The sequence below is a fragment of the Helicobacter pylori genome (assembly GCF_009689985.1).
Classification (GTDB): Bacteria; Campylobacterota; Campylobacteria; order Campylobacterales; family Helicobacteraceae; genus Helicobacter; species Helicobacter pylori_CG.
Window position 1 is genome coordinate 53896 of the sequence record NZ_QBAW01000005.1, and the last position, 25234, is coordinate 79129.

A 25234-nucleotide genomic window follows, 5' to 3' on the forward strand; every position below is an offset into this window, starting at 1 on the left:
TATGCCCTTTATTTAAGCTTTTATTGTAACATAGTAAAACAATGACTTAACAAACATAAACATGGATAGATTTTTTGAAAAACCCTATCATTGATAACATCCCTTGCGTTTTATTAGCTGGGGGCAAAAGCTCTCGTTTCATCATCAATAATATTCCAATCAATAAGGCTCTCATGCCTTTAAAATCGTATTCTAGCCTTTTAGAATACCAATACACACGCCTTTTAAAACTTTTCAAACAAGTCATTATCAGCGCTAAGAAATCTTACGAGTTAAACGCTCCCTATCTTTTAGAAAGAGAAAGCGGCCTTTTTTCACCCCTTTTTGGCATTCATAACGCTTTTTTAACGCTGCAAACCCCTTATATTTTTTTTATCGCCATAGATGCGCCTTTAGTGTCCTTTGAAAGCATTAAAACTCTTTGTGGGATTCAAAACTTTAGCGTAGTCTATGCTAAAAGCCCTACAAAAGAGCATTATTTGATTTCTTTGTGGCACAAAAGCGTCCTTAACGCTCTTAATTACGCTCTTAAAACGCAAAATTATCGCTTGAGCGATCTTATGAAAAATGCCTCTTCAATCGCTATCCATTTTGATAAAGAAGAAGAGTTTTTAAACCTCAACACCCTAAAAGACTATGAATTAGCCGTTCAAATTTTAAAAGAGAGGGCAAATGGCTGAAGAAGAAAAGACCGAACTCCCTAGCGCGAAAAAAATCCAAAAAGCCAGAGAAGAAGGCAATGTGCCTAAGAGCATGGAAGTGGTGGGGGTTTTGGGGTTATTGGCTGGGCTAGTGAGTATTTTTATTTTTTTTATATGGTGGGTGGATGGCTTTAGCGAAATGTATCGCCATGTGTTGAAAGATTTTTCCCTAGATTTTAGCAAAGAAAGCGTTCAAGAGCTGTTTAACCAGCTGGCTAAAAACACTTTTTTATTGCTTTTACCCATTTTAATCATTTTAATGGTGGTGGCGTTTTTATCCAATGTCTTGCAATTTGGCTGGCTCTTTGCCCCTAAAGTCATTGAGCCTAAATTTTCTAAAATCAACCCTATCAATGGCGTCAAAAACCTTTTTTCTTTAAAAAAGCTCCTTGATGGGAGTTTGATCACTTTAAAAGTTTTTTTAGCTTTTTTTCTGGGGTTTTTTATTTTTTCCTTATTTTTAGGGGAATTAAACCATGCGGCTCTTTTGAATTTGCAAGGCCAGTTGTTGTGGTTTAAAAGCAAGGCGTTATTACTCATTTCTTCGCTTTTGTTTTTATTTTTTGTCTTGGCTTTTGTGGATTTAGTCATCAAACGCCGCCAATACACTAACTCTTTAAAAATGACTAAACAAGAAGTTAAGGACGAATACAAACAGCAAGAAGGAAACCCAGAAATCAAAGCCAAAATCCGCCAAATGATGGTAAAAAACGCCACGAATAAAATGATGCAAGAAATCCCCAAAGCCAATGTCGTGGTTACTAACCCTACCCATTATGCCATCGCTCTCAAATTTGATGAAGAACACCCTGTGCCGGTGGTGGTGGCTAAAGGCACGGACTATTTAGCCATTAGGATTAAGGGCATCGCTAGAGAGCATGACATAGAAATTATAGAAAACAAAACGCTCGCTAGAGAGCTTTATAGGGATGTGAAATTAAACGCCGCCATACCAGAAGAATTGTTTGAAGCGGTGGCGATTGTCTTTGCTCAAGTGGCTAAATTAGAGCAAGAACGCCAAAAACAAAAGATCATCAAACCTCTTTAAGATTTTTTAAACCCGCTTTTAAGCCCCAAAAAGACACTCAATCAAAGACACTCAAAAAACTTTAGCTATCCCTACTTGAGCTTTAAATTTGATGCTCCAAACGCCTTAAAGTGTTATGCACATATTCTAAAAGCCACCCTAACAAGCCTAAAAAGTAAAAACCCAACCGCATGCCATAATATTCTTTAGTTTGAATGAACATGCTAGAACACAGCACCACCACGCTAAGCCCCACGATCAAAATAAGCGTGTTAGCGTATTCATACAACCCAAAAAGGCGTTTGTGATAGATTAAAACCAGTATCAATAAAATAAGAGCGAGTGTAAAAAGGGAAAAATCCACGCAATCAGACACGCTTAAAAATCTAAAACTCTGTAAAGAAGAAGCAAAAACCCACACGACGCAAATATTCATAGAAGGCAAGAAGGATTGCTTCATGCTAGCCCCTAAAAAACGCCACAATAAAGTCGCTAACAGCGCAAAATAGAAAATATAAAGCACCATTAAAGAATCTTTAACAGGAAAATTCCAAGCGTAAAAAGAAAGGCATAATATCCCTACGCACGCGCATTTTTGGCGCGTGAGGGTGAAAGGCTTTACAATAAGCACAAGCAGATAAATTAAAGAAACGCCTATTAACCCCAAGTAATCTAATTTGACAATGAAATCATAAACATGGTTTTCAAACAAAAAAAACAATTGCGAAAAATCATCGCTGAAATGCGAAAACAACAAAGTTTCCACATTGAACAAAAACAACAAAAAAAACAATGAAGAAAAAACGACTTTATGCGTGTGTATTTTTTGATAAAAATTCATCTACAACCTAATCATTGCCTAATCATTCTTGCTGAAGAAACTATCAATGCCATCAGCAATGCCCTTAGCCAAGATTTTTTGATACGGTTTGCTTTGGATGCGTTTAGATTCTATCGCATGGGAATTATAACCAATTTCTATTAAAATTGAAGGCATTAAAGCCCCGGCTAACACCCAAAAAGGCCCCTCTCTCACGCCCCCATCCACCACATCAGGGTAATTTTTGCGGATACTTTGGAGCATGCCGTATTGCACATCAATCGCCAGTTTGTTAGAAACAATCAATCGCTGCGTGTTTAATGAATTTAAAAGCAAGCTTTTAGAAAAATAATCCATCAAATTCACATCGTCTTTATTTTCTTGCTCAGCCACTTTCCTAGCCCTTTCGCTCCTTGCGGTGGATAAAAAATAAGTTTCTATGCCATGAGCGTTAGAGGTGGAGCGTTTAGGGATGGAATTGGCATGCACTGAGATGAATAAATCCGCGCTTTTTTTATTGGCTAATTCCGTGCGGGCCACTAAATCAATATAAATGTCCTTATCCCTTGTCAATAAAACGCTATAGCCTCTTTTTTTAAGCTCTTTATGCAAAAACTTCACCACTTCTAAAACAATGTCTTTTTCACACACTGAATTCGCGCTCATCGCCCCGCAATCTTTCCCCCCATGCCCAGCGTCTAAAACGATCTTTTTGTGTTTTTTGCGCTTGGTTTTGATGAAAGTATCATTTTTTTCTGCTATAAAAACTTGGTTCTTACTCTCATTTTCTGCTTCTTTTTTAGGAATCTCTTTTTTAGCGTTTCTTTCGTTCAATGGAGAATGCGCGTGTTTTGAGCGCGCATGCTTAGTTGGCGTTTTCTCTTTAATCTCTTTAGCCTCTTTTTTAATAGATTTAGGGGCGGGTTTAGGTGTGGGGTGTTTTAGCGTCCGGTGTTTGGGTGGTTTTGGTGCCATTTGATGCCTTGTTAAGGGCTTTTTCTCCACGATAGAAACATAGAGCTTGTCTTTAAGGATTTTAACTTCATAAGTCATCTTAGGGGCATGGCTAATGACCACTCGCGCTAATTTAGGGCTAAATTGCGCGATCGTGATGGACGATTGTTTAGAAAATTGGTAATGCTTTTTAGGAATGGTTAAAATGGCTTCTAATTCCAAATAACTCTTGAAATTTTTGAGCGAAACTTCTTTGAATTTTTTAATTTCTTGATTGAACGAGATTTTAACACTGCTAGAGCCAAAAGGCACAATGTTGGTAATTTTAAGGGTTGTAGCATAAGCAAAATGCAACCAAAAAAGACATGCAACAACCCCTAACCTCACAAGCACTACAAATTAACCCTCTGTAAGCTCTTTAATCAATTCATGCACGCTGATAATCTTATCCACTCTATAGCCGTTAGCCCCGGTAAAATAAAGCCCCTCTTCTCTGTTCCCTAAATAACTGCGCCCCAATCCATCAGCGATGCAATAGCCCACCTTTTTAGCCTCTTCACCCCTGTTACAAGGTGCTACACAATTGCTCACGCATGCGATTTTGGGTGCATTACCCTCTTCAATGCGTTTGATCACCCCAGTATTAATAGCCCTAGCCGGATAGCCTACAGGCGATTTAATGAGTAAAATATCTTCTTTGTTGAGCGTGGGCAAAAGATCGGCATACACTTTAGCGTCGCATTCTTTCGTTCCTAAAAAACGAGTTGCCATTTGCACCCCACTCGCTCCAAGACTTAACATGGTGTCTATATCTTTTCTATCCCAAATCCCCCCAGCAGCGATGATAGGGATATTCCCCCATTCTTTAGAAGCTTCCACGACTTTAGGCACTAAGTTTTCTAATCGGAATTCTTCTTTGAAACAATCTTCGTATTTGAAGCCCTGATGCCCCCCACTCAAAGGCCCTTCCACAATAAACGCGTCCGGGATTCTTTTATACCGATCGCTCCACCTTTTACAAAGGATTTTTAAAGCCTTCGCTGAAGAAATAATAGGGATGAGCGCCACATCGCTAAAATCCTTAGCGAATTCAGGCATGTTGGTGGGCAAGCCAGCCCCTGTAATGATAATATTCGCTCCCGCTTCACAAGCGTCCCTTAAAACACGACCATAGTCATTGATAGCGTATAAAATATTCGCTCCTAAAGGCTTGTTCCCGCAAATCTTCCTAGCGTTTGCAAAAATCTCATTCAACGCTTTTTTGGAGTAAAAATTCAAGGCTTCAAAGGGTTTTTTAGCCACAATCCTTTCTACAAAACGCATGTTTTTATAATAACCAGTCCCTACGGCTGAAATCACTCCTAAAGCCCCTTCTTTGGCAACATTTCCAGCTAGTTCATCCCAGCTAATCCCCACACCCATTCCCCCTTGAAAGATAGGGAATTTTATGGTGTGCTTACCGATTTTTAGCGGTTTGAGTGTTGATACCATAGCTCTTTCCTTAATATTAGTTAATATTTAATTTCATAAATCTTTTCTTACCAAGCTGTATAACATAATTTCCTTTAACAAAACGATAACTCTCATCTTTTACCACTTCTTGATTAATCTTTACCCCTCCCCCTTGAATATCGCGCCTGGCTTGTGAAGTGGATGGGCAAAAGCCAATCTGTTTTAAAACATCTAAAACCCCAACCCCCTCATCAAAATCGCTCTCTGATAAAATTTCAGGCAAAAGGTTTGCACTAAACACTTTAGAAAATTGCTCTTTAGCCTTGAATGCTTGATCATTGTCATAATAACGAGCCACGATTTCACTAGCGAGATCTTCTTTAACGGCTTTAGGGTGCAGGGTTTGATTTAAAATACCATGTTTTAAGTCTTCAATTTCTTCTAAAGTCTTAGCGCTCAAAAGGGTGTAGTAGCACCACATGAGATCATCGCTCACGCTCATGATCTTCCCAAACATCGCATTAGGCTCTTCAGTGATCCCCACATAATTCCCCAAGCTTTTACTCATTTTTTGCACCCCATCAAGCCCCTCTAATAAAGGCATGGTGATGATTGATTGCTCTTTATTCAAGCCATAAGCTCGTTGCAAAAAACGCCCCACCAGCAAATTAAACTTTTGATCATTGCCCCCAAGCTCAATATCCGCATCCATCGCTACTGAATCATAGCCTTGCAACAAAGGGTATAAAAATTCCACAATGCTAATGGGGCGGTTTTCTTTATAGCGTTTAGCAAAATCATCCCTTTCTAGCATTCTAGCGACTGAAAACTTCGCGCACAATTCTATCATGCCCTTTGCGCCTAAAGTATCCAACCAAGTGGAATTAAAGCACACTTCGGTGTGTTTTTGATCTAAAATTTTATAGATTTGCTCTTCATAAGTTTTAGCGTTTTCTAAGACTTGCTCCCGGTTTAAGGGTTTCCTCGTTTCATTTTTACCCGTGGGATCGCCTATCATAGCGGTAAAATCCCCAATCAAAAACTTAACCCTAGCCCCATATTGCTGCAATAAAGCTAATTTTTGAATCAATACCGTATGCCCTAAATGCAAATCTGGAGCGGTAGGATCAAACCCGGCTTTAACGATAAAGCGTTCATTGGTTTCATAATATTTTCTCACCAATTTTTCAATATATTCCAATCCAATGATTTCATTAGCGCCTCTAGCGATCTCTTTTAAGGCGATACTGATTTTTTGTTCCATGTTCATTCCTTAATTAGGGCTTATTATAATTCATAAGCATCATCCAGACTGGATAATTCTACAATCCTATCTTGATATTTGCGATTGATTAAGGCTCTGATCCAATCCGCCTTATCCGTAGCTATTTCAAAACTCACTTCACAATGGCTAGAATACTTGTCTTTATAGCCTAAGTAAGACACGCCCACAATATTGCATTCATTCCTGTTTAAAAAAGTCAATAAACTCGCTAAAACCGACTTTTTTTCGCCTAAATAAAACATCATTTTATAAATCGTTCGATCCCGCTTGTGCCATTCTATATAAACCATCGGCACTTTAGCATCCACTTCTGCCATCGCTTTTTTGCAAAATTTATGGTGTGCAATCGCTTTTGGATCTTTTAAATCCGTTACAATCGCAATGATTTCATCGCCATATTTAGGATAACAACAATCATTCAACAACACCTGTTTGATTTCTAAAGCGTTGCTTGAACAAACGCTAAAATGTTCTAATTCCTTACACTGCCACTGCCGGTTTGGGGTTAAAAAATTCAAAACGTTGGTTTTAAAACCCAAATACCTTAAACCTCGAGTCCATAAACTCATCTCTTGGTATTCTAAAATCGCATCTTCTTTTAAAGAAAACACCTTATTTTCAATTTCTTCAGTGAGTTTGGCTAAATTTTCAAAGCTTTTCATCGCTTCTGTTAAGGTGGTTTCCACCCCACAATCTGTTAATTTTTCTTCAAAGTTTTTATAATCTTTCAAATCCACATCTTCAAAAACAGAGCGCCCAAAAAAAGTCGCTAATATATTGATCATGCTCTTAGTGTCAATTTCTTTCAAGCGGTTTCTTCTTTGGATGCGCAAATGGTTTTTAGCCTTAGAAGTTTTAAGCTGATCCATCCAAATGAAACGAGGTATTACTTTATCGCCTTTAACGATTTTAACCACATCCCCACTTCTTAATTCTTGATTGAGTAAGGCTTTTTTACTATTGATATAAGCGTCCGTGGCTTTATCGCCTAAATCGCTATGCACCATGTAAGCAAAATCTAAAGCAATCGCTCCCACCGGTAAGGTGTAAGTGTCCCCATGGGGCGAAAAAACGACAATGTCTTCACGATACAAATCGTTCTTAGCGAGTTCGTAAAATTCCTTAGGGTCGTTTTTCAAATCGCTGTCATGGTATTTAAAATTTTGCAACCATCTCATGCCCTCATGATGATCTTCATTATCCACGCCCCCAGCTTTATACTTCCAGTGGGCTGAATTACCATACTCCGCCCCCATATGCATATCAAAGGTGCGAATCTGCACTTCATAAACAGAAGATTCATCAAAAATGGTCGTGTGTATCGTCTTATAGCCATTTTCTTTGGGCAAAGCGATGTAATCTTTAAAACGAGAAACAATGGGTTTGAAATTTAAATGGATGATCCCTAAAACCTTATAGCAATCAATCGGGTTTTTCAATAAAATCCTGATGGCTAACAAGTCCAAAATTTCATCAATATTAACCGCACCTTTTCGTTGCATCTTAAGATAGATAGAATAAGGGCGCTTCACCCTTGTAACGAGTTTAAAATCCGAATGGCTAAACCCGCTATCAAAAAGTTTTTTTTCTAACTTGCTTGCAAAAGCGTTGAGTTTTAAGAGTAAAGACTGCTTGTTTTTGTGCAAATATTCCTTGATATTTTTATACTCTTCTGGATAAATATAATAAAAGCTCTTATCTTCTAATTCATTTTTGATTGAAGACATGCCCAATCGGCTCGCTATGGGGGCATACACCGCTAGAGTTTCTTTAGAAATACGCACTTGCTTGTCATGAGGCAAGGCGTCTAAGGTGAGCATGTTGTGCAACCTGTCGCTAATCTTTACCACTAAGGCTCTTGGATCTTGTATCGCGCTAATTAGGATCTTTCTAAAAGTGAGCGCTGAAACCACCATTCTGGGATCTTGAGCGCTCACTCCTAACTCTTCTTTCCTGATTTCAGTGATTTTGGTGAGCGCATCCACTAAATTAGCCACATCTTGCCCAAATTCTTGCTCAATGGTTTCAATTTTACAGGGCGTGTCTTCTACCACATCATGCAAAAGCGCCGCACACACCATCGCCTCATCGCCCCCACAAAACGCTACCAAGCTTGCCACACAAATAGGATGGACAATATAAGGTTCTCCGCTTTTTCTGTATTGCCCCTTATGGCTTTTGGTCGCTAAATTTAGGGCGTTTTCAATTTTGGGCGTGAAATCAATTAAAGTCCTTAAGATTTCAATGCCGCCCTTTGGGGTCGTAACTTTTTTAATAACATCAAGAATCCGTAAGAATCCGATATCAACGGATTTATCAATTTCGTTCATCTATCCTGTCTATATCAATTTTCCCTTCAGCGATTTCTCTAATGGCAATATCCACTAATTTATGACGCTTAGGGTCCATATTCACTAAAGTTTTGGCTCCGGCGTTTAATTGCTTCACACGAGCGAAAACTAAATTATCTAGCATGTAGCGGTCGTTCCCAATATTTTTTAAGGCTTGAGCGACTAAACTCTCCGTTCTCTCTTTTTTCAAACTGATCCTTTTATTTTAGAGTTCTATCAAATTTTAAAGGGCTTATTTTACCATAGAAAATACGCCTTGTTGGTGCTTGATCACTTGCAATAAATTCCCTTTTTTGAACATGTTACACACCACAATAGGGAGCTTATTGTCTTTAGCTAAAGAAATAGCGGTATCATCCATCACTTCAATATCCCCTATCAAGGCATCGTTATAGCTTAAGGTGTCTAATTTTTTAGCGTCTTTAAACTTGTTAGGGTCTTTATCGTAAATGCCATCCACTTTAGTCGCTTTAATGATTAAATCCGATCCGATTTCAATCGCTCTTAAAGTGGCAGCCGTATCCGTAGTGAAAAACGGGTTTCCCGTGCCTGCGCCAAAAATCACCACCCTACCCTTTTCTAAATGCCTGATCGCTTTTCTGTAAATGTAACTTTCACAAATCTCTTTGATTTCAATCGCGCTTTGCACTCTTGTGTCTAAGCCGATATGCTCTAAAGCTTCTTGCATGGCTACTGCATTAATCACGGTGGCTAACATGCCCATATAATCCCCACTGGTGCGCCTGATAATCCCCCCTTGAGCCGCACTAACCCCCCTAATGATATTGCCTCCACCAATCACAATACCCACTTCAATAGCGTTTTCCACTAAGCTTTTGATCTCTTTAGCGATGTGATCTAACACATGAATGTCAATCCCAAACTGGTTATCCCCAGCTAACGCTTCCCCAGAAAATTTCACCAAAACCCGTTTGTTTTTTATTTTTGCTTGCATGATCCCTTCTTAATCAGTTAATAAAACTTTAATAAAACTTATGATTGTAACCTAATCTTGCTTAAAAACACCCTTTCTGAATTTTTAAGCCTCTGTTCTTGGCGGATAACTAAAAGCGCTTGGGTTTTTGAATGCGTTTGAATAACAATTCACGATAGAACGCTTTAAGGCCTGATTGTTCTTTTTTGCCTAAAGTGTAGTAAATTTTTTGCAAGTAGTTCAGGATGTCTTGGCGTTTTAAGTTGGTTTTTAGAGCGGCTTCTTTAAGGATGTAGTAAGGGATTTTTGTTTTTTTATGTTTGAAAGCTAAAGACAAGCGCTTGTAAAAATCCTTGTTTTGGTAATAACACAAACGCCCAAAAACAAACGGCAAGCGTTTTTTTTCATACCAAAGAGCGGCTAAATCTATAAAGTCTTTTTTAGGGTTAGAATAGTAAAACTGCAGCGCTTTATTGCCAATTAACACTTCGCCCTTTAACCCTAGCGCTTGAGAGAGGGCGTTTGAAGAGGCGCTTTCTTTATCAAAAGCGTTTTTTTTTGTATCCACAACCAGCACGCTTAAAACTTCCTTATAAGCGACAATGCCTAGAGAATGGGGATGGAGAGCGAATGAATAGCCAGCGATAGAAGAAATAAACCCCGCATCAATACGCCTGAACAAAAAACTCTCATTGAGTTTGGAAGGGTAGGTTTTTTTAAGCCGTAAAAATTGTTTGAAATAACAAGGGGTGGGGTAGGATTTAATAAACACGTCAAAAGGGAGCATGTTTAAATAATCAATTTTACCAAAACGCACTTAAAATCCTTTTTTGTATCGCATGGTAGCTAAAGTTTCTTACAACTTAACTAAAAGTAAAAAGAGTTTTGTTATCATGGGGCAAATGATTAGGGCATTAGCAAATAATGCTATTTAAAAAAGGAGAAATGATGAAAGATTTTTTAGAAGATTATAAAAAAAGCGTTTTAGAAAGAGAAAGCGAGGGTATCCCGCCGCTCCCTTTAAACGCTAAACAAGTGGAGGCTGTCGTTGAGATTTTGATGAAAGATCCTACAAACGCCGCTTTCGCTAAAGAATTACTCATTCACAGAGTGAGCCCTGGGGTTGATGAGGGGGCGAAAGTGAAAGCGGAATTTTTAGCCAAATTGTCTCAAAAAGAACTAGAATGCGCCCATATTAGCGCTTTAGAGGCGACCACTCTTTTAGGCACGATGCTTGGGGGGTATAATGTAGAGCCTCTGATTATAGGCTTAGAAAGTCAAGACAAGAACATCGCCAAAGAGAGCGCGAAAGCTTTAAAAACCACTCTTTTAGTCTATGGATCGTTTGATAAAATCGCTGCAATGAGTAAAACTAACGCTTTGGCTAAAGAGGTGCTAGAGTCTTGGGCGAACGCCGAATGGTTTTTGAATAAAGAGCCTTTGAATGAATGCATTGAAGCGTGCGTGTTTAAGATTGATGGCGAAACCAATACCGATGATTTAAGCCCAGCGAGCGATGCTTTCACACGAAGCGATATTCCTTTACACGCCAAAGCCATGCTCAAAAACAGGATTGAAAATTACGAACAACGCATCAAAGCCATTAAGGCTAAAGGCGTTCCTGTAGCGTATGTGGGCGATGTGGTCGGCACAGGAAGCTCTAGAAAAAGTGCAACAAACTCTATCATGTGGCATTTTGGTAAGGACATTCCTTTTGTGCCTAATAAAAGGAGTGGGGGCATTGTGATTGGGGGGGTGATCGCTCCGATTTTCTTTGCGACTTGTGAAGATAGTGGGGCATTACCCATTGTGGCTGATGTTAAGGATTTAAAAGAGGGCGATACGATTAAAATCTACCCTTATAAAGGCGAAATCACGCTGAATGATAAAGTGGTTAGCACCTTCAAGCTAGAGCCTGAAACTTTATTAGATGAAGTCAGGGCTTCTGGGCGTATCCCTTTAATCATTGGTAGGGGTTTGACGAATAAAGCGCGTAAATTTTTAGGGCTAGGCGAATCTGAAGCGTTTAAAAAGCCATCCGCTCCTAAAAGCGACGCCAAAGGCTACACTTTAGCCCAAAAAATTGTAGGCCATGCTTGTGGGGTAAAAGGGATCTTACCTGGCACTTATTGTGAGCCAAAGGTTACCACCGTGGGCAGTCAAGACACCACAGGGGCGATGACTAGGGATGAGGTTAAAGAATTAGCGAGTTTGAAATTTGATGCACCTTTTGTGTTGCAGAGTTTTTGCCATACCGCCGCTTACCCAAAGCCTAGCGATGTGAGTTTGCATGCAACCTTGCCTAGCTTTATCACTCAAAGAGGCGGTGTGGCGTTGCATCCAGGCGATGGCGTGATTCATACATGGCTAAACCGCATGGGATTACCTGACACTTTAGGCACAGGGGGGGATAGCCACACTCGTTTCCCTTTAGGCATTAGTTTCCCGGCAGGGAGCGGGTTAGTCGCTTTTGCAGCGGTTACAGGCACGATGCCCTTGAACATGCCAGAATCCGTATTAGTGCGTTTTAAAGGGGAAATGAATCCTGGGATCACCTTAAGGGATTTAGTGAATGCGATCCCTTATTATGCCATTAAAAAAGGGTTACTCACGGTGGAGAAAAAGGGTAAAATCAATGTCTTTAACGGGCGTATTTTAGAGATTGAAGGCTTGCCTGATATTAAAATGGAGCAGGCTTTTGAACTAAGCGATGCGAGCGCAGAAAGGAGTGCGGCTGCTTGCGTGGTGCGTTTGAATAAAGAGCCGATGATTGAATACTTGAAATCCAATATCAAGCTTATTGATGAGATGATTGCGAGCGGTTATGAAGACAAAGAGACTTTGAAAAAACGCAGAGATGCGATGCAAGCTTGGGTGGATAATCCGGTATTGTTAGAGCCAGATAGTAACGCTCAATACGCCGCTGTCATTGAAATTGATGTGGCAGAAATCACTGAGCCTATTTTGGCATGCCCTAATGACCCTGATGATGTCGCTACTTTGAGCGAAGTTTTAGCGGATACGACCGGCAAAAGACCCCACGCTATTGATGAAGTGTTTATTGGCTCTTGCATGACGAATATTGGGCATTTTAGAGCCTTTGGCGAAATCGTTAAAAACGCTCCTCCCAGTCAAGCACGCCTTTGGGTAGTGCCACCCAGTAAAATGGATGAACAAGAGCTTATTAATGAGGGCTATTATGCGATTTTTGGGGCTGCCGGAGCAAGGACTGAAGTCCCAGGCTGTAGCTTGTGCATGGGCAATCAAGCGAGGGTTAGGGATAATGCGGTCGTCTTTTCTACTTCCACACGGAATTTTGATAATCGTATGGGTAGAGGGGCTAAAGTGTATTTAGGCAGCGCAGAGCTTGGGGCGGCGTGTGCTTTACTAGGGAGAATCCCCACTAAAGAAGAATATATGAATTTAGTGAGCGAAAAGCTAGAGAGCCAAAAAGACAAGATCTATCGCTACATGAACTTTAACTTAATGGAGAATTTCAGGCTCTAGTTTTGTTTTCATTAAAAGGGGCGATCCCTTTTATTTAGCTGTGGCTGAGTGTTGGAAGAGGATAAAAAGGAGAGTGGTGGTGAAAAAAATCATTGTGAGTTGGTGTGTAGCGTTGGCTTGTTTAAGCGCGGATCCAATGCAAGCCAATGAAGCGATCAGTAATGCGGATTTGATTAAAGAAATAAGGGACTTAAAAAAAATCATCAGTGCGCAAAACACTGAGATTAACCAATTAAGAAAAGTGCAAGAAGTCTTATCTGGGCAATTAGGGGATATGCGTAAGGATATATTAAGCACTAGAGATTATTGCATTAGCTTAAGGCCTTATATCTATAATTGGCGCTAGGGGATAATCAAAACATGAAAGCATGCGCCATTCAATCCTTTGATGCAATCCTTTAATGGTTGAGAAATTAAAGTTGGTTGAAAAATTAAAGTTGTGGGGTTTGGCTCTCGCTCTGTGTCCATGTAATGGGGATTTTATAGAGTTTAAATCTCCAAAAACGCGTTTAACGCCTTAAAAAAGTCCTCTTGTTGGAGGGGTGAGATTAGTTTTCTCATTAAATATTCTATAATAAAATTTTAGGAAATTCAGTTTAAAAGATATTAAAAAATGCCATACGCCTTAAGAAAAAGATTTTTCAAACGCCTTGTGCTGATTGTTTCAACTTTTTGCGCGATAAGCTTGAACGCTAAAAGCTATCTGTTTTCCCCTTTGCCCCCAGCGCACCAGCAAATCATTAAGACAGAGCCTTGCTCTTTGGAATGCTTGAAAGACTTGATGCTGCAAAATCAAATCTTTTCTTTTGTTTCTCAATACGATAACAACAACCAAGATGAGAGTCTTAAAACTTATTACAAAGACATACTCAATAAACTCAACCCTGTATTCATCGCTTCTCAAACTCCAGCTAAAGAAAGCTATGAGCCTAAGATTGAATTAGCGGTTTTATTGCCTAAAAAGGTGGTGGGGCGTTATGCGATTTCGGTGATGAACACCCTTTTAGCGTATTTGAACACCAGAAATAACGATTTCAATATCCAAGTCTTTGACAGCGATGAAGAAAGTCCTGAAAAATTAGAGCAAACCTATAAAGAAATTGAAAAAGAAAAATTCCCTTTTGTGATAGCCTTATTGACTAAAGAGGGCGTGGAAAATTTGCTCCAAAACACCACCATTAGCACCCCTACTTATGTGCCTACGGTGAATAAAGCGCAATTAGAAAATCATACTGAGCGTTCTTTAAGCGAGCGCTTGTATTTTGGGGGGATTGACTATAAAGAGCAATTAGGCATGCTCACGGCTTTCATTAGCCCTAATTCACCCGTGATTGAATACGATGATGATGGCCTAATAGGCGAACGCTTGAGGCAAATCACGGAGTCTTTAAACATTGCAGTCAAACACCAAGAAAATATTTCTTACAAGCAAGCCACCAGTTTTTCTAAAAATTTTAGAAAAAATGATGCGTTTTTTAAAAATTCTACCTTGATTTTAAACACCCCTACCACTAAAAGCGGTCTAATCCTTTCTCAAATAGGGCTTTTAGAATACAAGCCCTTTAAAATCCTTTCCACACAAATCAATTTCAACCCCTCTTTACTCTTACTCACCCAGCCTAAAGACAGAAAAAATTTATTCATTGTCAATGCCTTACAAAATAGCGATGAAACGCTTATAGAATACGCCTCCTTATTGGAGAGCGATTTAAGGCATGATTGGGTGAATTATTCCAGCACGATAGGGTTAGAGGTGTTTTTAAACACGCTAGATCCGCATTTTAAAAAATCTTTTCAAGAGAGTTTAGAAGACAATCAGGTCCGTTACCACAATCAAATCTATCAGGCTTTGGGGTATTCTTTTGAGCCGATAAAAAATGGAAGCGAAACAAAAAAAGAATAATATTTAGATAATTATTTGAATACTTTCATTTTTAATGGGTTTTTAATAAAATTGGAGTATGATGCGAGCGAAAATTAAACAAAGGTTATTCTGTGTTAAAATTTCAAAAATTACCTCTATTGTTTGCTTCCATTCTTTATAATCAAAGCCCTTTGTTGGCTTTTGACTATAAGTTTAGCGGGGTAGCAGAATCCTTTTCTAAAGTGGGGTTTAACCATTCCAAACTCAATTCCAAAGAAGGCATTTTCCCTACAGCCACTTTTGTAACCGCCACGATCAAGCTTCAAGTTGATTCCAACCTGCTCCCTAAAAGCATTGAAAAACACAGCTTAAAAATAGGCGTTGGCGGGATTTTAGGAGCGCTCGCTTATGATTCTACAAAAACGCTCATCGACCAAGCCACGAATCAAGTCTATGGATCAGAACTTTACTACTTCATAGGGCGTTGGTGGGGTTTTTTAGGGAACGCTCCTTGGAAAGACTCTCGCATAGAATCTGACGCTCACACTCGTAATTATGTCTTGTATAATTCCTATTTATTTTATTCTTATGGCGATAAATTCCATTTAAAACTAGGGCGCTATCTCTCTAACATGGATTTTATGAGCGGTTATACAGAGGGTTTTGAAGTAGAATATAAAATCAAACCTAAGGTGTCGTTAAAATGGTTTAGCTCTTTTGGGAGGGCTTTAGCTGCGGGGCAATGGATACGAGATTGGTATGCCCCTCTTGTAACTGAAGATGGCAGAAAAGATGTTGATTATGGCATCCATGCGGTGCAACTCTATTTTTCTAGCAAGCATGTTCAAGCCACGCCCTTTTTTTATTTTTCACCTAAAACTTACGAAGCGCCCGGGATTAAAATCCATATTGATAGCAACCCGAAATTTAAAGGTTTAGGGTTACGATCTCAAACCCTTATCAATGTGATTTTCCCTGTTTATGCTAAAGATTTATACGATGTGTATTGGCGTAACTCTAAGATTGGCGAGTGGGGTTCATCGCTTTTAATCCACCAACGCTTTGACTACAACGAATTTAACTTTGGCTTTGGTTATTACCAAAATTTTGGCAACGCTAACGCAAGGATTGGCTGGTATGGTAACCCGATCCCTTTTGACATAAGAAGTAACAGCGTTTATGGTTTGATTTTTAGTAACGCTGTTACCGCAGACTCTGTTAGCGGATATGTCTTTGGTGGGGGGGTGTATAGAGAGTTTTTATGGGGTATTTTAGGCAGATACACTTACGCCACCAGAGCGAGCGAAAGATCCATTGACTTGCACTTGGGTTATAAATGGGGTTTTTTTGCTAGCGTTGATGTGAATTTACAATACTATGCGGTGAGCATGCACACTGGCTATAAGACTAATGATCTCACTAGCCCTTTTGATAAAGCCTTTAAGGCGAACACACAAGACAGGAGCAATCTCATAGTGAGTTTGAAATTCTTTTTTTAAACCCTATCAATTAGGCCCCTATCAATTAGGCTTAGTAGAATTGAGCCATTGTTTTTGGAAATCAATAGATTTTCTCAACTCGGCTTCTAGTTGGGCTAAAACATCTTTTAAGGGCTTAACATCAACCAAATTGTCTTGCTTGAAAGAATCCAGCTGTTTGTCAATTTGCAAAGCGGCATCTAGCGCGTCTTGGGGGAATACCGGATCGCCTAAAGCCTTTTTAATCGCTTCGCCGATTTCAATCGTTTCAGAGCCTTGATGATCTTTTAAGTTAGGATTATTTTCTTTATCCTTAGGTTTAGGCTCTAAGATCAAGCGCAAATGTTTGATTTTTTCATGCAAATCGTTAAGATCTTTTAAGTGATCGGTGTTTCGCCCCCTATCCACCGCTTTTTCTAAAAGCTTATCGCTCAGGCTCACTAACTGATCGCTTAATTTAATGCTGTTAGCTTGAGCTTCTGTTACTTCATCAATATCAATCGCTGCTAAAGCGCTCACAAAATAAAAGGGCAACGCCCACCTTCTAAAACGAGAGAAAAACTTCTGCATTTACCTTCCTTAAATACGCTATAAAAATGATACTTTTTAATATGGTGGAGCTGTGGGGAATCGAACCCCAGTCCAAAAATCTTGTCCTAAACACAAACTTCTACAATGCTTAGAAAATTGGTTGGTTTTTTAGCCTTAAAACTAGCTCTGGTCCAACTTTCTAAAACCTTGAGGTAGTTTCAAGAGTTCTTGTTTCTTAGTTTAAAAGGCGAACCACCTTTTAAAAGCGTCTAGCTTAAGGTTATGGAGTGATCAAAACGCTAGAAATTCTAATCAGTCCAGCTCCAAAAGGAGATTAACTCACGCAACTCTAGCGTAAGCTGGAGCGTAATCTGCGTTGTTTACAGTTATTTTTGTTGCTGTTTTACAAGCAGCACTTGGCATGCTATCTGTGCGACAAGAAATCTGTCGAAATCCAAGTCAGCCCCATGATTTTTAAAAGCTTGGTTATTGTAACTAACTTTTATTAATGAGCGGCTAAAAATCATTGGCGCACAATATCAATATTTTCATCTTTAGGCTTAAAAACAAAGATTTCATTAGCAATGGTGGGGTTAATTTCTGTTTGAGAAAAAGTGATCGTAACGAGATTGTTCATGTCATCTTTAAATTCCAGCGAAAAAGGCTTGCCGTCTTTAAAAACCAAACGATAAGTGGTTTTGTTGATAGTCGTTTTAAAAGATCCGTCATCTTGCTTTTTTAAACGCTTGAGAATGGTGAAAAAATCCGTCTTGTCTTTTAAGGGCGTGATGGTCGCTTGAAACAAATTAGGCTCATAAACCACCACTTCTTTATCATTCATGTAAATTTCTTTTTTTAAAGGCTTTTCATAAACCCATAAAGCCCAATTAGGGGCTTTAGCCTTTAAAACCCCGTAATAAACTAAAGGCTTTTCACTTTTTAAAACCTGCTTGAAATGCGCGCTAAAACTTTGCAAATGCTGCAAAACCTCTTCTTCTTTAGAAAGGGTTGGAGGATTTTTAGCATGAGCAACGCTCATAAAAACCAAAACCATTACAATCTTTAAAAAAACTTTCATTATTCAAACCTTAAAACAATCTCTCATCTTTAATAAAACCCTTTATTTTACAAGACTTTTATTTTATCCATGCTAAAATGGGATTAAAAACTGACGCTTTAATAAAATAAATGAGATTGAAGCACTCTTAAAAGGTTAGCACCACCATGATAAAAGCAATCATTGGAAAAATCATTGGCACCAGAAACGATCGCTGGATCAAACAATACAAAAAACAAGTCCTAGCTATCAACGCCTTAGAGCCTGCTTATGAAAAAATGAGCGATGTTGAATTACAAAACGCTTTTGAAGAATTAAAAAAACGAGTGCGATCCGTAGAAAAAGATTTGCAAGAAAAAACCCTTTTAGAAGTTTTACCAGAAAGTTTTGCTATCACTAGAGAAGCGAGCAAAAGGATCTTAAAGATGCGCCATTTTGACGTGCAACTCATTGGGGGCATGGTCTTAAACGATGGCAAAATCGCTGAAATGAAAACCGGGGAGGGTAAGACTTTAGTCGCTACTTTAGCGGTGGCTTTGAACGCTTTAAAGGGCGAGAGCGTGTATGTAGTAACCGTTAATGATTACCTAGCCCATAGGGACTCTAAAGAAATGGAGCCGTTGTATCAATTTTTAGGTTATAGCGTAGGCACGATCACTGCGAGCGTGCGCGATGATGATGAACGCTTAGAAATTTATTCTAAAGACATTGTTTATGGCACTAATAATGAATTTGGCTTTGATTATCTAAGGGATAACATGAAATATTCTTTAGAACATAAGGTGCAAAAATCCCATGCGTTCGCTATTGTTGATGAGGTGGATTCCATTTTAATTGATGAAGCCAGAACCCCTTTAATCATTTCAGGGCCTGTGGATAGGCGCATGGAAAATTACAACAAGGCTGATGAAGTCGCTAAAAGCATGCAAGTGGAAACCGATTTCACCATAGACGAAAAAAACCGCGCGATTTTGATCACTGAAGAAGGGATTAAAAAAGCCGAAAACCTCTTTGGCGTGGATAATTTATACAAGATTGAAAACGCCGCCTTATCGCACCATTTAGACCAGGCTTTGAAAGCGAATTACCTCTTTTTTATTGATAAAGACTATATTGTAGCCAATAATGAAGTGGTGATTGTAGATGAATTTACCGGCCGCTTGTCTGAGGGGAGGCGCTTTAGTGAGGGCCTGCATCAGGCTTTAGAGGCTAAAGAGGGCGTGAGCATTAAAGAAGAGAGCCAAACCTTAGCCGATATTACTTTCCAAAATTATTTCAGGATGTTTTCTAAACTTTCAGGAATGACAGGCACGGCTCAAACCGAAGCCACAGAATTTTTAGAAATCTATAATTTAGAAGTGGTGTCTATCCCTACTAATCTAGCGATCAAGCGAAAAGATTTGAACGATTTGATCTATAAGAGTGAAAAAGAAAAATTTGACGCTGTGATCCTTAAAATTAAAGAATTACACGATAAAGGGCAGCCCGTTTTAGTTGGCACGGCTAGTATTGAAAAGAGTGAAACCTTGCACGCTTTACTCAAAAAAGAACGCATCCCTCACACCGTTTTAAACGCCAAACAGCACACCAAAGAAGCTGAAATCATCAAAGACGCTGGGCTTAAAGGGGCGGTTACGATTGCGACTAACATGGCAGGGAGGGGCGTTGATATTAAACTCACTGATGAAATTAAAGAGCTTGGGGGGCTGTATATCATTGGCACTGAAAGGCATGAGAGCCGCAGGATTGACAACCAATTAAGGGGGCGAAGCGGGCGCCAAGGCGATCCGGGAACAAGCCAATTTTATTTGAGTTTAGAAGACAATCTGTTACGCATTTTTGGGAGCGATAGGATTAAGGGGGTGATGGAAAAATTAGGGCTTAAAGACGGCGAACACATTGAATCAAAGCTTGTTACAAGAGCGGTGGAAAACGCGCAAAAAAAAGTGGAGAACTTGCATTTTGAAAGCCGTAAGCATTTGTTGGAATACGATGATGTGGCTAATGAGCAACGAAAAAGCGTGTATAAATTTAGAGATGAGTTATTAGATGCCACTTACGATATTGGCGCTAAAATCGCTGAAAACAGAGAATACGCGCTCCATCAAATCTTTTCTAAACTCAAAGCCTTTGACAATCAAAACCTGTCTAAAGAGGAACTTTTAGGGCTTAAAAACATCTTAAAAGAAGATTTTAACGCTCATGTTGAATTAGAAGATTTAGAAAAAGCCACTCCTATTGAAAACTTTGTCGCTGAAAAATTAAAAAGCGATTATGAAAACAAAATGAAAGTTTTGGATAGCGAACAAAGAAGCCGGATTGAACGCATCGTGTATTTGCAGATTTTAGACAACGCATGGCGAGAGCACCTTTACACAATGGATAATCTCAAAACCGGTATTAATTTAAGAGGCTATAACCAAAAAGACCCCCTTGTAGAATACAAAAAAGAGAGTTACAACCTTTTCTTAGAACTCATTGAAGACATTAAAATGGAAGCAATCAAAACCTTTTCTAAGATCCAGTTTGAAAATGAGCAAGATTCTAGCGATGCGGAGCGTTATTTGGATAACTTTAGCGAAGAAAGAGAGCATGAGAGCGTAACTTACCGCCATGAAGAAACTTTAGATGAAGATTTGAATGCGGCCATGAAAGCTTTCGCTAAAACCCCTAAAAGGAACGAGCCTTGCCCTTGTGGGAGCGGCAAAAAATATAAAGATTGTTGCGCTAAAAGCGGGCCTAAAAAGGGCTTATTTGCCAAATAGATCGTTGATTTTTTTCCTTATCAAGCGTTATTTGCGTTTTGATAAAAGCCAGCCATTTATTAGTATCACCGCTTTGTTGGCTTTTTTTGGCGTGGCGGTTGGCGTGATGGTTTTAATTGTGGCTATGGCGATCATGAACGGCATGAGTAAGGAATTTGAAAAAAAGCTTTTTGTGATGAACTACCCCTTAACGCTCTATACCACAAGCCCTTATGGGATCAGCGAAGAAGTGGTGCAAGCTTTAGAAAAAAAGTTCCCCAATTTGCTTTTTAGCCCCTATTTGCAAACTCAAAGCCTGATTAAAAGCGCGCATTCCATGAATGGTGGCGTGGTGTTTGGGGTTGATTTTTCTAAAGAAAGGCGCATCAATGAAGTTTTAAATGATGCTTTAAAAAACACCAATGAAAACGATCTTTTTAAAAACCCTTTTAATTTGATCGTGGGGAAAAGCTTGAGATACAGCTTGAATTTAGATCTCAACCAAAAAGCCGATTTGTTTTTCACCGAATTAGAGCCAACAGGCCTCACGCTCTCCCCTATCATGAAGCGTTTTACCATCAAAGGCGATTTTGATTCAGGGCTAAAATCTTATGACATGAGCTACATGTATTCTAGCCTTCAAGCCATAAGCGCGATCAGGAGATTGCCCTTAGGGCTTTATGATGGGGTGCATGTCTATTCTAAAACGCCCATGAAGGATATTGAAATTTTACGCAACGCTTTAAAAACCATCAACCACCATGGCATAGGCATTGAAGGGTGGTGGCAACAAAACGGGAATTTTTTCTCGGCTATGGAATTAGAAAAAAGAGCGTTATTCATTGTGCTCATGCTCATTATTTTAATGGCGTCTTTGAATATCATCAGCTCGCTTTTAATGGTGGTGATGAACAGGCGTAAAGAAATCGCCCTACTCTTTAGCATGGGGAGCAGCCAAAAAGAAATCCAAAAAACCTTTTTTTATTTGGGCAATATCATTGGTTTAGGCGGTGTGGCGCTTGGGGTGGTTTTAGCGTTTTTAAGCATGTATCTTTTAAGTGTGTTCCCTATCATCTCGCTCCCAGCGGATGTTTATGGCATTAACACCTTGCCTTTGGATCTGTCTTTAATGGATTTTATGCTCACTCTAATAGGCTCTGTGATTATCGTAGCGCTTTCTTCTTATTATCCGTCTAAAAAAGCTTCTCATATTGACGCTTTAAGCGTGTTAAGGAATGAATAAATTAAAAAATTAAATAATATTGAGATTAAATAAGGCTTTGAGTGTCTGTATTTGATTGACAAAAAAAATTTTATTCTCAAAATTAAAAAAAACAATAATATTATGCTAGTATTAAAGAACGACTTAGTTAAGAATTAACTTTGTAAGTCGGACTTCGTAGAAAAAAGGACGAAAGATGAACAGACTGATTAGACTCTCAAGATCTGTAAGAAAAAATTTTCTTTGAATGGTGTTGGCTTACTCTATTTAGAATTTTTTGTTTATACTAAGGGTTAAACATGAACTATAAAGTTGCATCCGCTAAAAATATCGCAACGCTTCTTTTTTTATTCTCTTCTCAAAGTCAAGCTTTTGATTTGGGTAAAATCGCTAAAATTAAAGCAGGTGCTGAAAGTTTCTCTAAAGTCGGTTTCAATAACAAACCTATCAACACTAATAAAGGGCTTTACCCTACCGAAACCTTTATGACGATCATGGCTTACATGCAAGTGGATTTTACGGAGCTCTTGCCCAAAAGCGCTACGGCTAACGGGCATCACTTAGACGGGAGTCTTGGGGGTTGGGGGGGTGCTGTTATTTTTGATAGCACTAAGGATTTCATTAACGAAGTTACAGGAAAACCCTATGGAGCTATGGCTTGGAACTATGTGGGCTATTGGGGCGGTCTTGTAGGGCAAAAACCATGGGCTAGTTGCGGGTTAGCCACAGGGAATTTGACCCAAGGCCAATACGATAAGATGACTCAAGCCCAAATGACACAATTGTCCAATCAAGAGGCTTTAGAGGCTTCCACTTGTGCAAAAACTTATGCCGATCACACCAGAAATTATGTGATTTATAACGCTTACTTGCGCTACAACTACAAAGATATTTTTGAAATTAGGGGCGGAAGATACGAATCCCCAGCGGATTATATGAGTGGTTACAACCAAGGCTTGGATATGACCTTAAACTTAGGGAATTTCAAATTCTGGTGGTTTAGCTCTTTTGGTCGTGGTTTTGCCTATAATGAATGGCTTTATAATTTCTATTCGCCTAAAACCTACACCCTTAAAAACGGGCAAACCATAAACCCTGGGGTGCATGCCTTTTATATCATTTGGAATTACAAGGGTTTCAGCATTCAGCCTTTTGTCTATTTTTCACCCTTTAATGAATACGACCCTAACTTTACGATCACTTATGATAGTAACCCCACTTTTACTGGATTAGGGTTTCGCTCTCAAACCGATGTTACCGTGCTTAATCCTTTTTATGCTAAAAGGTTTTGGGACACCTATCAATTTGGCATGCCGGCCGGTAAGAATGCGCACAGCTTGATGATCAAACAAAAGTTTGAATGGAATGAATACAATTTTGGTTTTGGGATTTATAAATCCTTTGGGAACGCTAACTGGATGATAGGCTACCATGGTAACCGCTTAGGCTTTGACTTTTGGACAAACACCGTTTATGCAAACACCCTTAACTCTTTGTCTTACATGATGGATGCGAACGCTTTTACCGTGTTTGCCTTTGGCGGTGGGGTGCATAGGAAATTCCTTTGGGGCTTATTGGGGCGTTTGACCTATGGGCCTAGGGCGAACGAACAAGTCCTATCGCTCAACTTGGGCTATAAATTCACTAAAAATTTCTCAGCCGACATCAAATTTGAATATTACAATGTGCTCATGCATCAAGGCTATAAAATGGGGTGGAACGGGCCAAAATTGGACAGCCAGCCTGCAACCGATCAAGACAGAAGCCATATTTTCACCGAGATAGTGTGGAAGCTTTAAGCCCTCTTTAAATAACGACCCTTTAAGGGGTTGTTAAAACGCCTAGCAAGAAATCAGCCATTAAAAAGTGCTTTATTGCCTATCTTAGGGGTTGTTTTTAAAAAAGCGTTGGAATTTTTAAACTTTTTTATTACGCTATTTTTGGCTCTGTTATACTAAAACTTTTATTTTTAAAAATGGGCTTTTAGTTGCTTGGTTTTGTCATCTTAAAACTCATTTTTTAACTTCTTTGTGTGAGGTTAGTGGTTTGAAGGTTAATAGTTTTTCTCTGTAATATTCGTATTGTTTTTTCCTGGCTTCTATTTCAGCTGGTATACCGGCTAATAAATCGGTGGTTAGGATTGAAAATTGATCCAAAATCTTAACGATCTCTTGTTGGATTTCTAGGGGTGGGATGGGGATTGTTATTTTTGAAAGTAATTTCTTTGAAACATTGAAGCGTGTTACACCATTAGCAACTTTTGAAATATTTTTCCTAAAATTGTAATCTCTTAAAAAATGTTTAAGAAACGATGGATTAAATAAATTCTCATCAAAAAATCTAAAACCAAAACAAAAACTATTAAGATAAATATCTTTTTCAATCTTTTGAGTAACTACGCAAGACATCGCACAATCCTCTAAATTTTCAGATGAACCAGTAAAAAGCACATCGCCTAATTGAATTGTATTTTGTTTTTCTTTATCCCCTATTTGAACACTTTCTAAAGCATTTAGATCTAATTGTGGATTATTAAAAACATTGACATAAGGAACATAAAATTTATTCCCTTGAGAGAAAGATTTTTTACTTTTTCCAACAAGTCCGCTATAAAATCCCCCAATATCCCCCAACTTCCTAAACTCCACCCCCTTAGGCGCTAAAGTTTGGAGTAGGGTTTTTAAGGGTTTGGGGTAGGTTTTTTGCGCTCATTTTTGCGTCTTTGTGGTTTTGTTTAATGTCCTTAAAGTCTAAAAGCATGTTTTGGTAATACTCATATTGCTTTTTTCGCGCTTTTAATTCTGTGTTTAATTCTGTGTTTAATTCTGTGAAAGCGTCCAAAATCTTAACGATCTCTTGTTGGATTTCTAGGGGTGGGATGGGGATGGTTATTTGCATAATATTATTACTAGAAATGCTATAAGGTATAGCGCTTCTATTTGAAATAGAATATAAATAATTTTGCATGTTTGTTAATACATAATAAAGGTATCTATTGATTAGGGTTTCGTTTGGAATGACAGAAAAACAAACATCATTTGCCCAAAACTTTTGATTTTGCCAATTGACAAATCCGGCTGTTCCATATTGAGCTATAGTAATTGTATTTTCCTCTCTGTTATATTCATTTAAATATCCCATAAATCCTATTCCACCAGATACAACGGGATATTTTCCTTTATCTAATATTTCTTTTTTTGTAACCCTTTTACCTCTAATGATTTCACACACCTCCCCCAATTTCCTAAACTCCACCCCTTTAGGCGCTAAAGTTTGGAGTAAGCGCTCTATTTTATGCATTTTGCCC

At 38.9% G+C, this 25234-nt stretch carries 19 protein-coding genes, 1 other RNA gene and 1 pseudogene; 9 read left to right on the plus strand and 12 right to left on the minus strand.

What is annotated here, in order from left to right; all coding sequences use genetic code 11:
• Positions 1 to 74 precede the first annotated feature (74 nt).
• Complete coding sequence (gene mobA, locus DBU79_RS04880) at positions 75 to 680, plus strand: molybdenum cofactor guanylyltransferase MobA (RefSeq protein WP_154411713.1); 606 nt, start codon at positions 75 to 77, stop codon at positions 678 to 680.
• Positions 673 to 1749, plus strand: coding sequence for a flagellar biosynthesis protein FlhB (gene flhB / locus DBU79_RS04885; protein WP_154411714.1), 1077 nt, complete (start codon positions 673 to 675; stop codon positions 1747 to 1749). Before mobA ends, flhB begins: the two co-directional genes overlap by 8 nt.
• A gap of 82 nt (positions 1750 to 1831) precedes the next feature.
• Here the strand turns inward: flhB and DBU79_RS04890 are convergent, their stop codons facing one another.
• From DBU79_RS04890 to DBU79_RS04925, 8 genes are all read right to left on the minus strand, one after another.
• Entirely contained in the window at positions 1832 to 2569 is a 738-nt protein-coding gene (locus DBU79_RS04890; RefSeq protein WP_154411715.1) for a hypothetical protein, read from the minus strand.
• 18 nt (positions 2570 to 2587) lie between these two features.
• On the minus strand, positions 2588 to 3895 hold the full coding sequence (locus DBU79_RS04895) for an N-acetylmuramoyl-L-alanine amidase family protein (RefSeq protein ID WP_154411716.1): 1308 nt from the start codon (positions 3893 to 3895) through the stop codon (positions 2588 to 2590).
• Between the two features lie 6 nt (positions 3896 to 3901).
• Positions 3902 to 4993 (minus strand): decanoate oxidase/trans-2-decenoyl-[acyl-carrier protein] isomerase FabX, encoded by a 1092-nt coding sequence (fabX, locus tag DBU79_RS04900; RefSeq protein ID WP_000255219.1) that lies wholly within the window; start codon positions 4991 to 4993, stop codon positions 3902 to 3904.
• Between the two features lie 16 nt (positions 4994 to 5009).
• Positions 5010 to 6218: a tyrosine--tRNA ligase gene (gene tyrS / locus DBU79_RS04905; protein WP_154411717.1), complete on the minus strand. Its 1209-nt coding sequence runs from the start codon at positions 6216 to 6218 to the stop codon at positions 5010 to 5012.
• A gap of 23 nt (positions 6219 to 6241) precedes the next feature.
• Positions 6242 to 8569 (minus strand): RelA/SpoT family protein, encoded by a 2328-nt coding sequence (locus tag DBU79_RS04910; protein ID WP_154411718.1) that lies wholly within the window; start codon positions 8567 to 8569, stop codon positions 6242 to 6244.
• Positions 8556 to 8780 (minus strand): DNA-directed RNA polymerase subunit omega, encoded by a 225-nt coding sequence (locus DBU79_RS04915; protein WP_000712202.1) that lies wholly within the window; start codon positions 8778 to 8780, stop codon positions 8556 to 8558. The genes DBU79_RS04910 and DBU79_RS04915 overlap by 14 nt, the downstream gene beginning before the upstream one ends.
• Before the next feature lie 42 nt (positions 8781 to 8822).
• The gene (gene pyrH, locus DBU79_RS04920) at positions 8823 to 9545 is read right to left on the minus strand and encodes a UMP kinase (RefSeq protein WP_001148049.1); all 723 of its coding nucleotides are present in this window, start codon (positions 9543 to 9545) and stop codon (positions 8823 to 8825) included.
• A 109-nt stretch (positions 9546 to 9654) separates the two neighbouring features.
• Positions 9655 to 10341 carry an MqnA/MqnD/SBP family protein gene (locus tag DBU79_RS04925; protein ID WP_154411719.1) on the minus strand — a complete coding sequence of 229 codons (687 nt, stop codon included), beginning with the start codon at positions 10339 to 10341 and terminating at the stop codon, positions 9655 to 9657.
• Between the two features lie 131 nt (positions 10342 to 10472).
• Here DBU79_RS04925 and acnB point away from each other — a divergent pair, with 131 nt between their 5' ends.
• From acnB to DBU79_RS04945, 4 genes are all read left to right on the plus strand, one after another.
• Complete coding sequence (gene acnB / locus DBU79_RS04930) at positions 10473 to 13031, plus strand: bifunctional aconitate hydratase 2/2-methylisocitrate dehydratase (RefSeq protein WP_195834233.1); 2559 nt, start codon at positions 10473 to 10475, stop codon at positions 13029 to 13031.
• Positions 13032 to 13110: 79 nt separating this feature from the next.
• Positions 13111 to 13377 carry a hypothetical protein gene (locus tag DBU79_RS04935; RefSeq protein ID WP_180582319.1) on the plus strand — a complete coding sequence of 89 codons (267 nt, stop codon included), beginning with the start codon at positions 13111 to 13113 and terminating at the stop codon, positions 13375 to 13377.
• A 267-nt stretch (positions 13378 to 13644) separates the two neighbouring features.
• A complete protein-coding gene (locus DBU79_RS04940) occupies positions 13645 to 14934 on the plus strand; it encodes a hypothetical protein (protein WP_154411722.1) in 1290 nt (429 codons plus the stop codon).
• A gap of 92 nt (positions 14935 to 15026) precedes the next feature.
• On the plus strand, positions 15027 to 16394 hold the full coding sequence (locus DBU79_RS04945; protein ID WP_154411723.1) for an outer membrane family protein: 1368 nt from the start codon (positions 15027 to 15029) through the stop codon (positions 16392 to 16394).
• A gap of 21 nt (positions 16395 to 16415) precedes the next feature.
• Here the strand turns inward: DBU79_RS04945 and DBU79_RS04950 are convergent, their stop codons facing one another.
• The 3 genes from DBU79_RS04950 to lolA form a co-directional block, all read right to left on the minus strand.
• Positions 16416 to 16943: a hypothetical protein gene (locus DBU79_RS04950; RefSeq protein WP_025313891.1), complete on the minus strand. Its 528-nt coding sequence runs from the start codon at positions 16941 to 16943 to the stop codon at positions 16416 to 16418.
• Positions 16944 to 16985: 42 nt separating this feature from the next.
• Positions 16986 to 17371: a transfer-messenger RNA gene (ssrA, locus tag DBU79_RS04955) on the minus strand.
• Between the two features lie 56 nt (positions 17372 to 17427).
• The gene (gene lolA, locus DBU79_RS04960; protein WP_154411724.1) at positions 17428 to 17982 is read right to left on the minus strand and encodes a LolA-like outer membrane lipoprotein chaperone; all 555 of its coding nucleotides are present in this window, start codon (positions 17980 to 17982) and stop codon (positions 17428 to 17430) included.
• A gap of 146 nt (positions 17983 to 18128) precedes the next feature.
• Here lolA and secA point away from each other — a divergent pair, with 146 nt between their 5' ends.
• The 3 genes from secA (at position 18129) to hofF (ending at position 23726) form a co-directional block, all read left to right on the plus strand.
• Positions 18129 to 20726 carry a preprotein translocase subunit SecA gene (secA, locus tag DBU79_RS04965; protein WP_154411725.1) on the plus strand — a complete coding sequence of 866 codons (2598 nt, stop codon included), beginning with the start codon at positions 18129 to 18131 and terminating at the stop codon, positions 20724 to 20726.
• Positions 20716 to 21948 carry an ABC transporter permease gene (locus DBU79_RS04970; protein WP_154411726.1) on the plus strand — a complete coding sequence of 411 codons (1233 nt, stop codon included), beginning with the start codon at positions 20716 to 20718 and terminating at the stop codon, positions 21946 to 21948. The genes secA and DBU79_RS04970 overlap by 11 nt, the downstream gene beginning before the upstream one ends.
• A 278-nt stretch (positions 21949 to 22226) precedes the next feature.
• The gene (gene hofF / locus DBU79_RS04975; protein ID WP_154411727.1) at positions 22227 to 23726 is read left to right on the plus strand and encodes an outer membrane beta-barrel protein HofF; all 1500 of its coding nucleotides are present in this window, start codon (positions 22227 to 22229) and stop codon (positions 23724 to 23726) included.
• A 213-nt stretch (positions 23727 to 23939) separates the two neighbouring features.
• On the opposite strand, the pseudogene DBU79_RS04980 reads toward hofF, so the two are convergent.
• Positions 23940 to 25227 (minus strand): annotated as a pseudogene (locus tag DBU79_RS04980) (restriction endonuclease subunit S).
• Between the last annotated feature and the right edge of the window lie 7 nt (positions 25228 to 25234).

Coding starts and splice junctions, on each gene's coding strand:
- flhB (WP_154411714.1), top strand. CDS start 673: ATGGCTGAAGAAGAAAAGACCGAACTCCCTAGCGCGAAAAAAATCCAA.
- fabX (WP_000255219.1), bottom strand. CDS start 4,993: ATGGTATCAACACTCAAACCGCTAAAAATCGGTAAGCACACCATAAAA.
- secA (WP_154411725.1), top strand. CDS start 18,129: ATGATAAAAGCAATCATTGGAAAAATCATTGGCACCAGAAACGATCGC.
- tyrS (WP_154411717.1), bottom strand. CDS start 6,218: ATGGAACAAAAAATCAGTATCGCCTTAAAAGAGATCGCTAGAGGCGCT.
- lolA (WP_154411724.1), bottom strand. CDS start 17,982: ATGAAAGTTTTTTTAAAGATTGTAATGGTTTTGGTTTTTATGAGCGTT.
- DBU79_RS04910 (WP_154411718.1), bottom strand. CDS start 8,569: ATGAACGAAATTGATAAATCCGTTGATATCGGATTCTTACGGATTCTT.
- DBU79_RS04940 (WP_154411722.1), top strand. CDS start 13,645: ATGCCATACGCCTTAAGAAAAAGATTTTTCAAACGCCTTGTGCTGATT.
- DBU79_RS04890 (WP_154411715.1), bottom strand. CDS start 2,569: ATGAATTTTTATCAAAAAATACACACGCATAAAGTCGTTTTTTCTTCA.
- DBU79_RS04950 (WP_025313891.1), bottom strand. CDS start 16,943: ATGCAGAAGTTTTTCTCTCGTTTTAGAAGGTGGGCGTTGCCCTTTTAT.
- acnB (WP_195834233.1), top strand. CDS start 10,473: ATGAAAGATTTTTTAGAAGATTATAAAAAAAGCGTTTTAGAAAGAGAA.
- pyrH (WP_001148049.1), bottom strand. CDS start 9,545: ATGCAAGCAAAAATAAAAAACAAACGGGTTTTGGTGAAATTTTCTGGG.
- hofF (WP_154411727.1), top strand. CDS start 22,227: ATGAACTATAAAGTTGCATCCGCTAAAAATATCGCAACGCTTCTTTTT.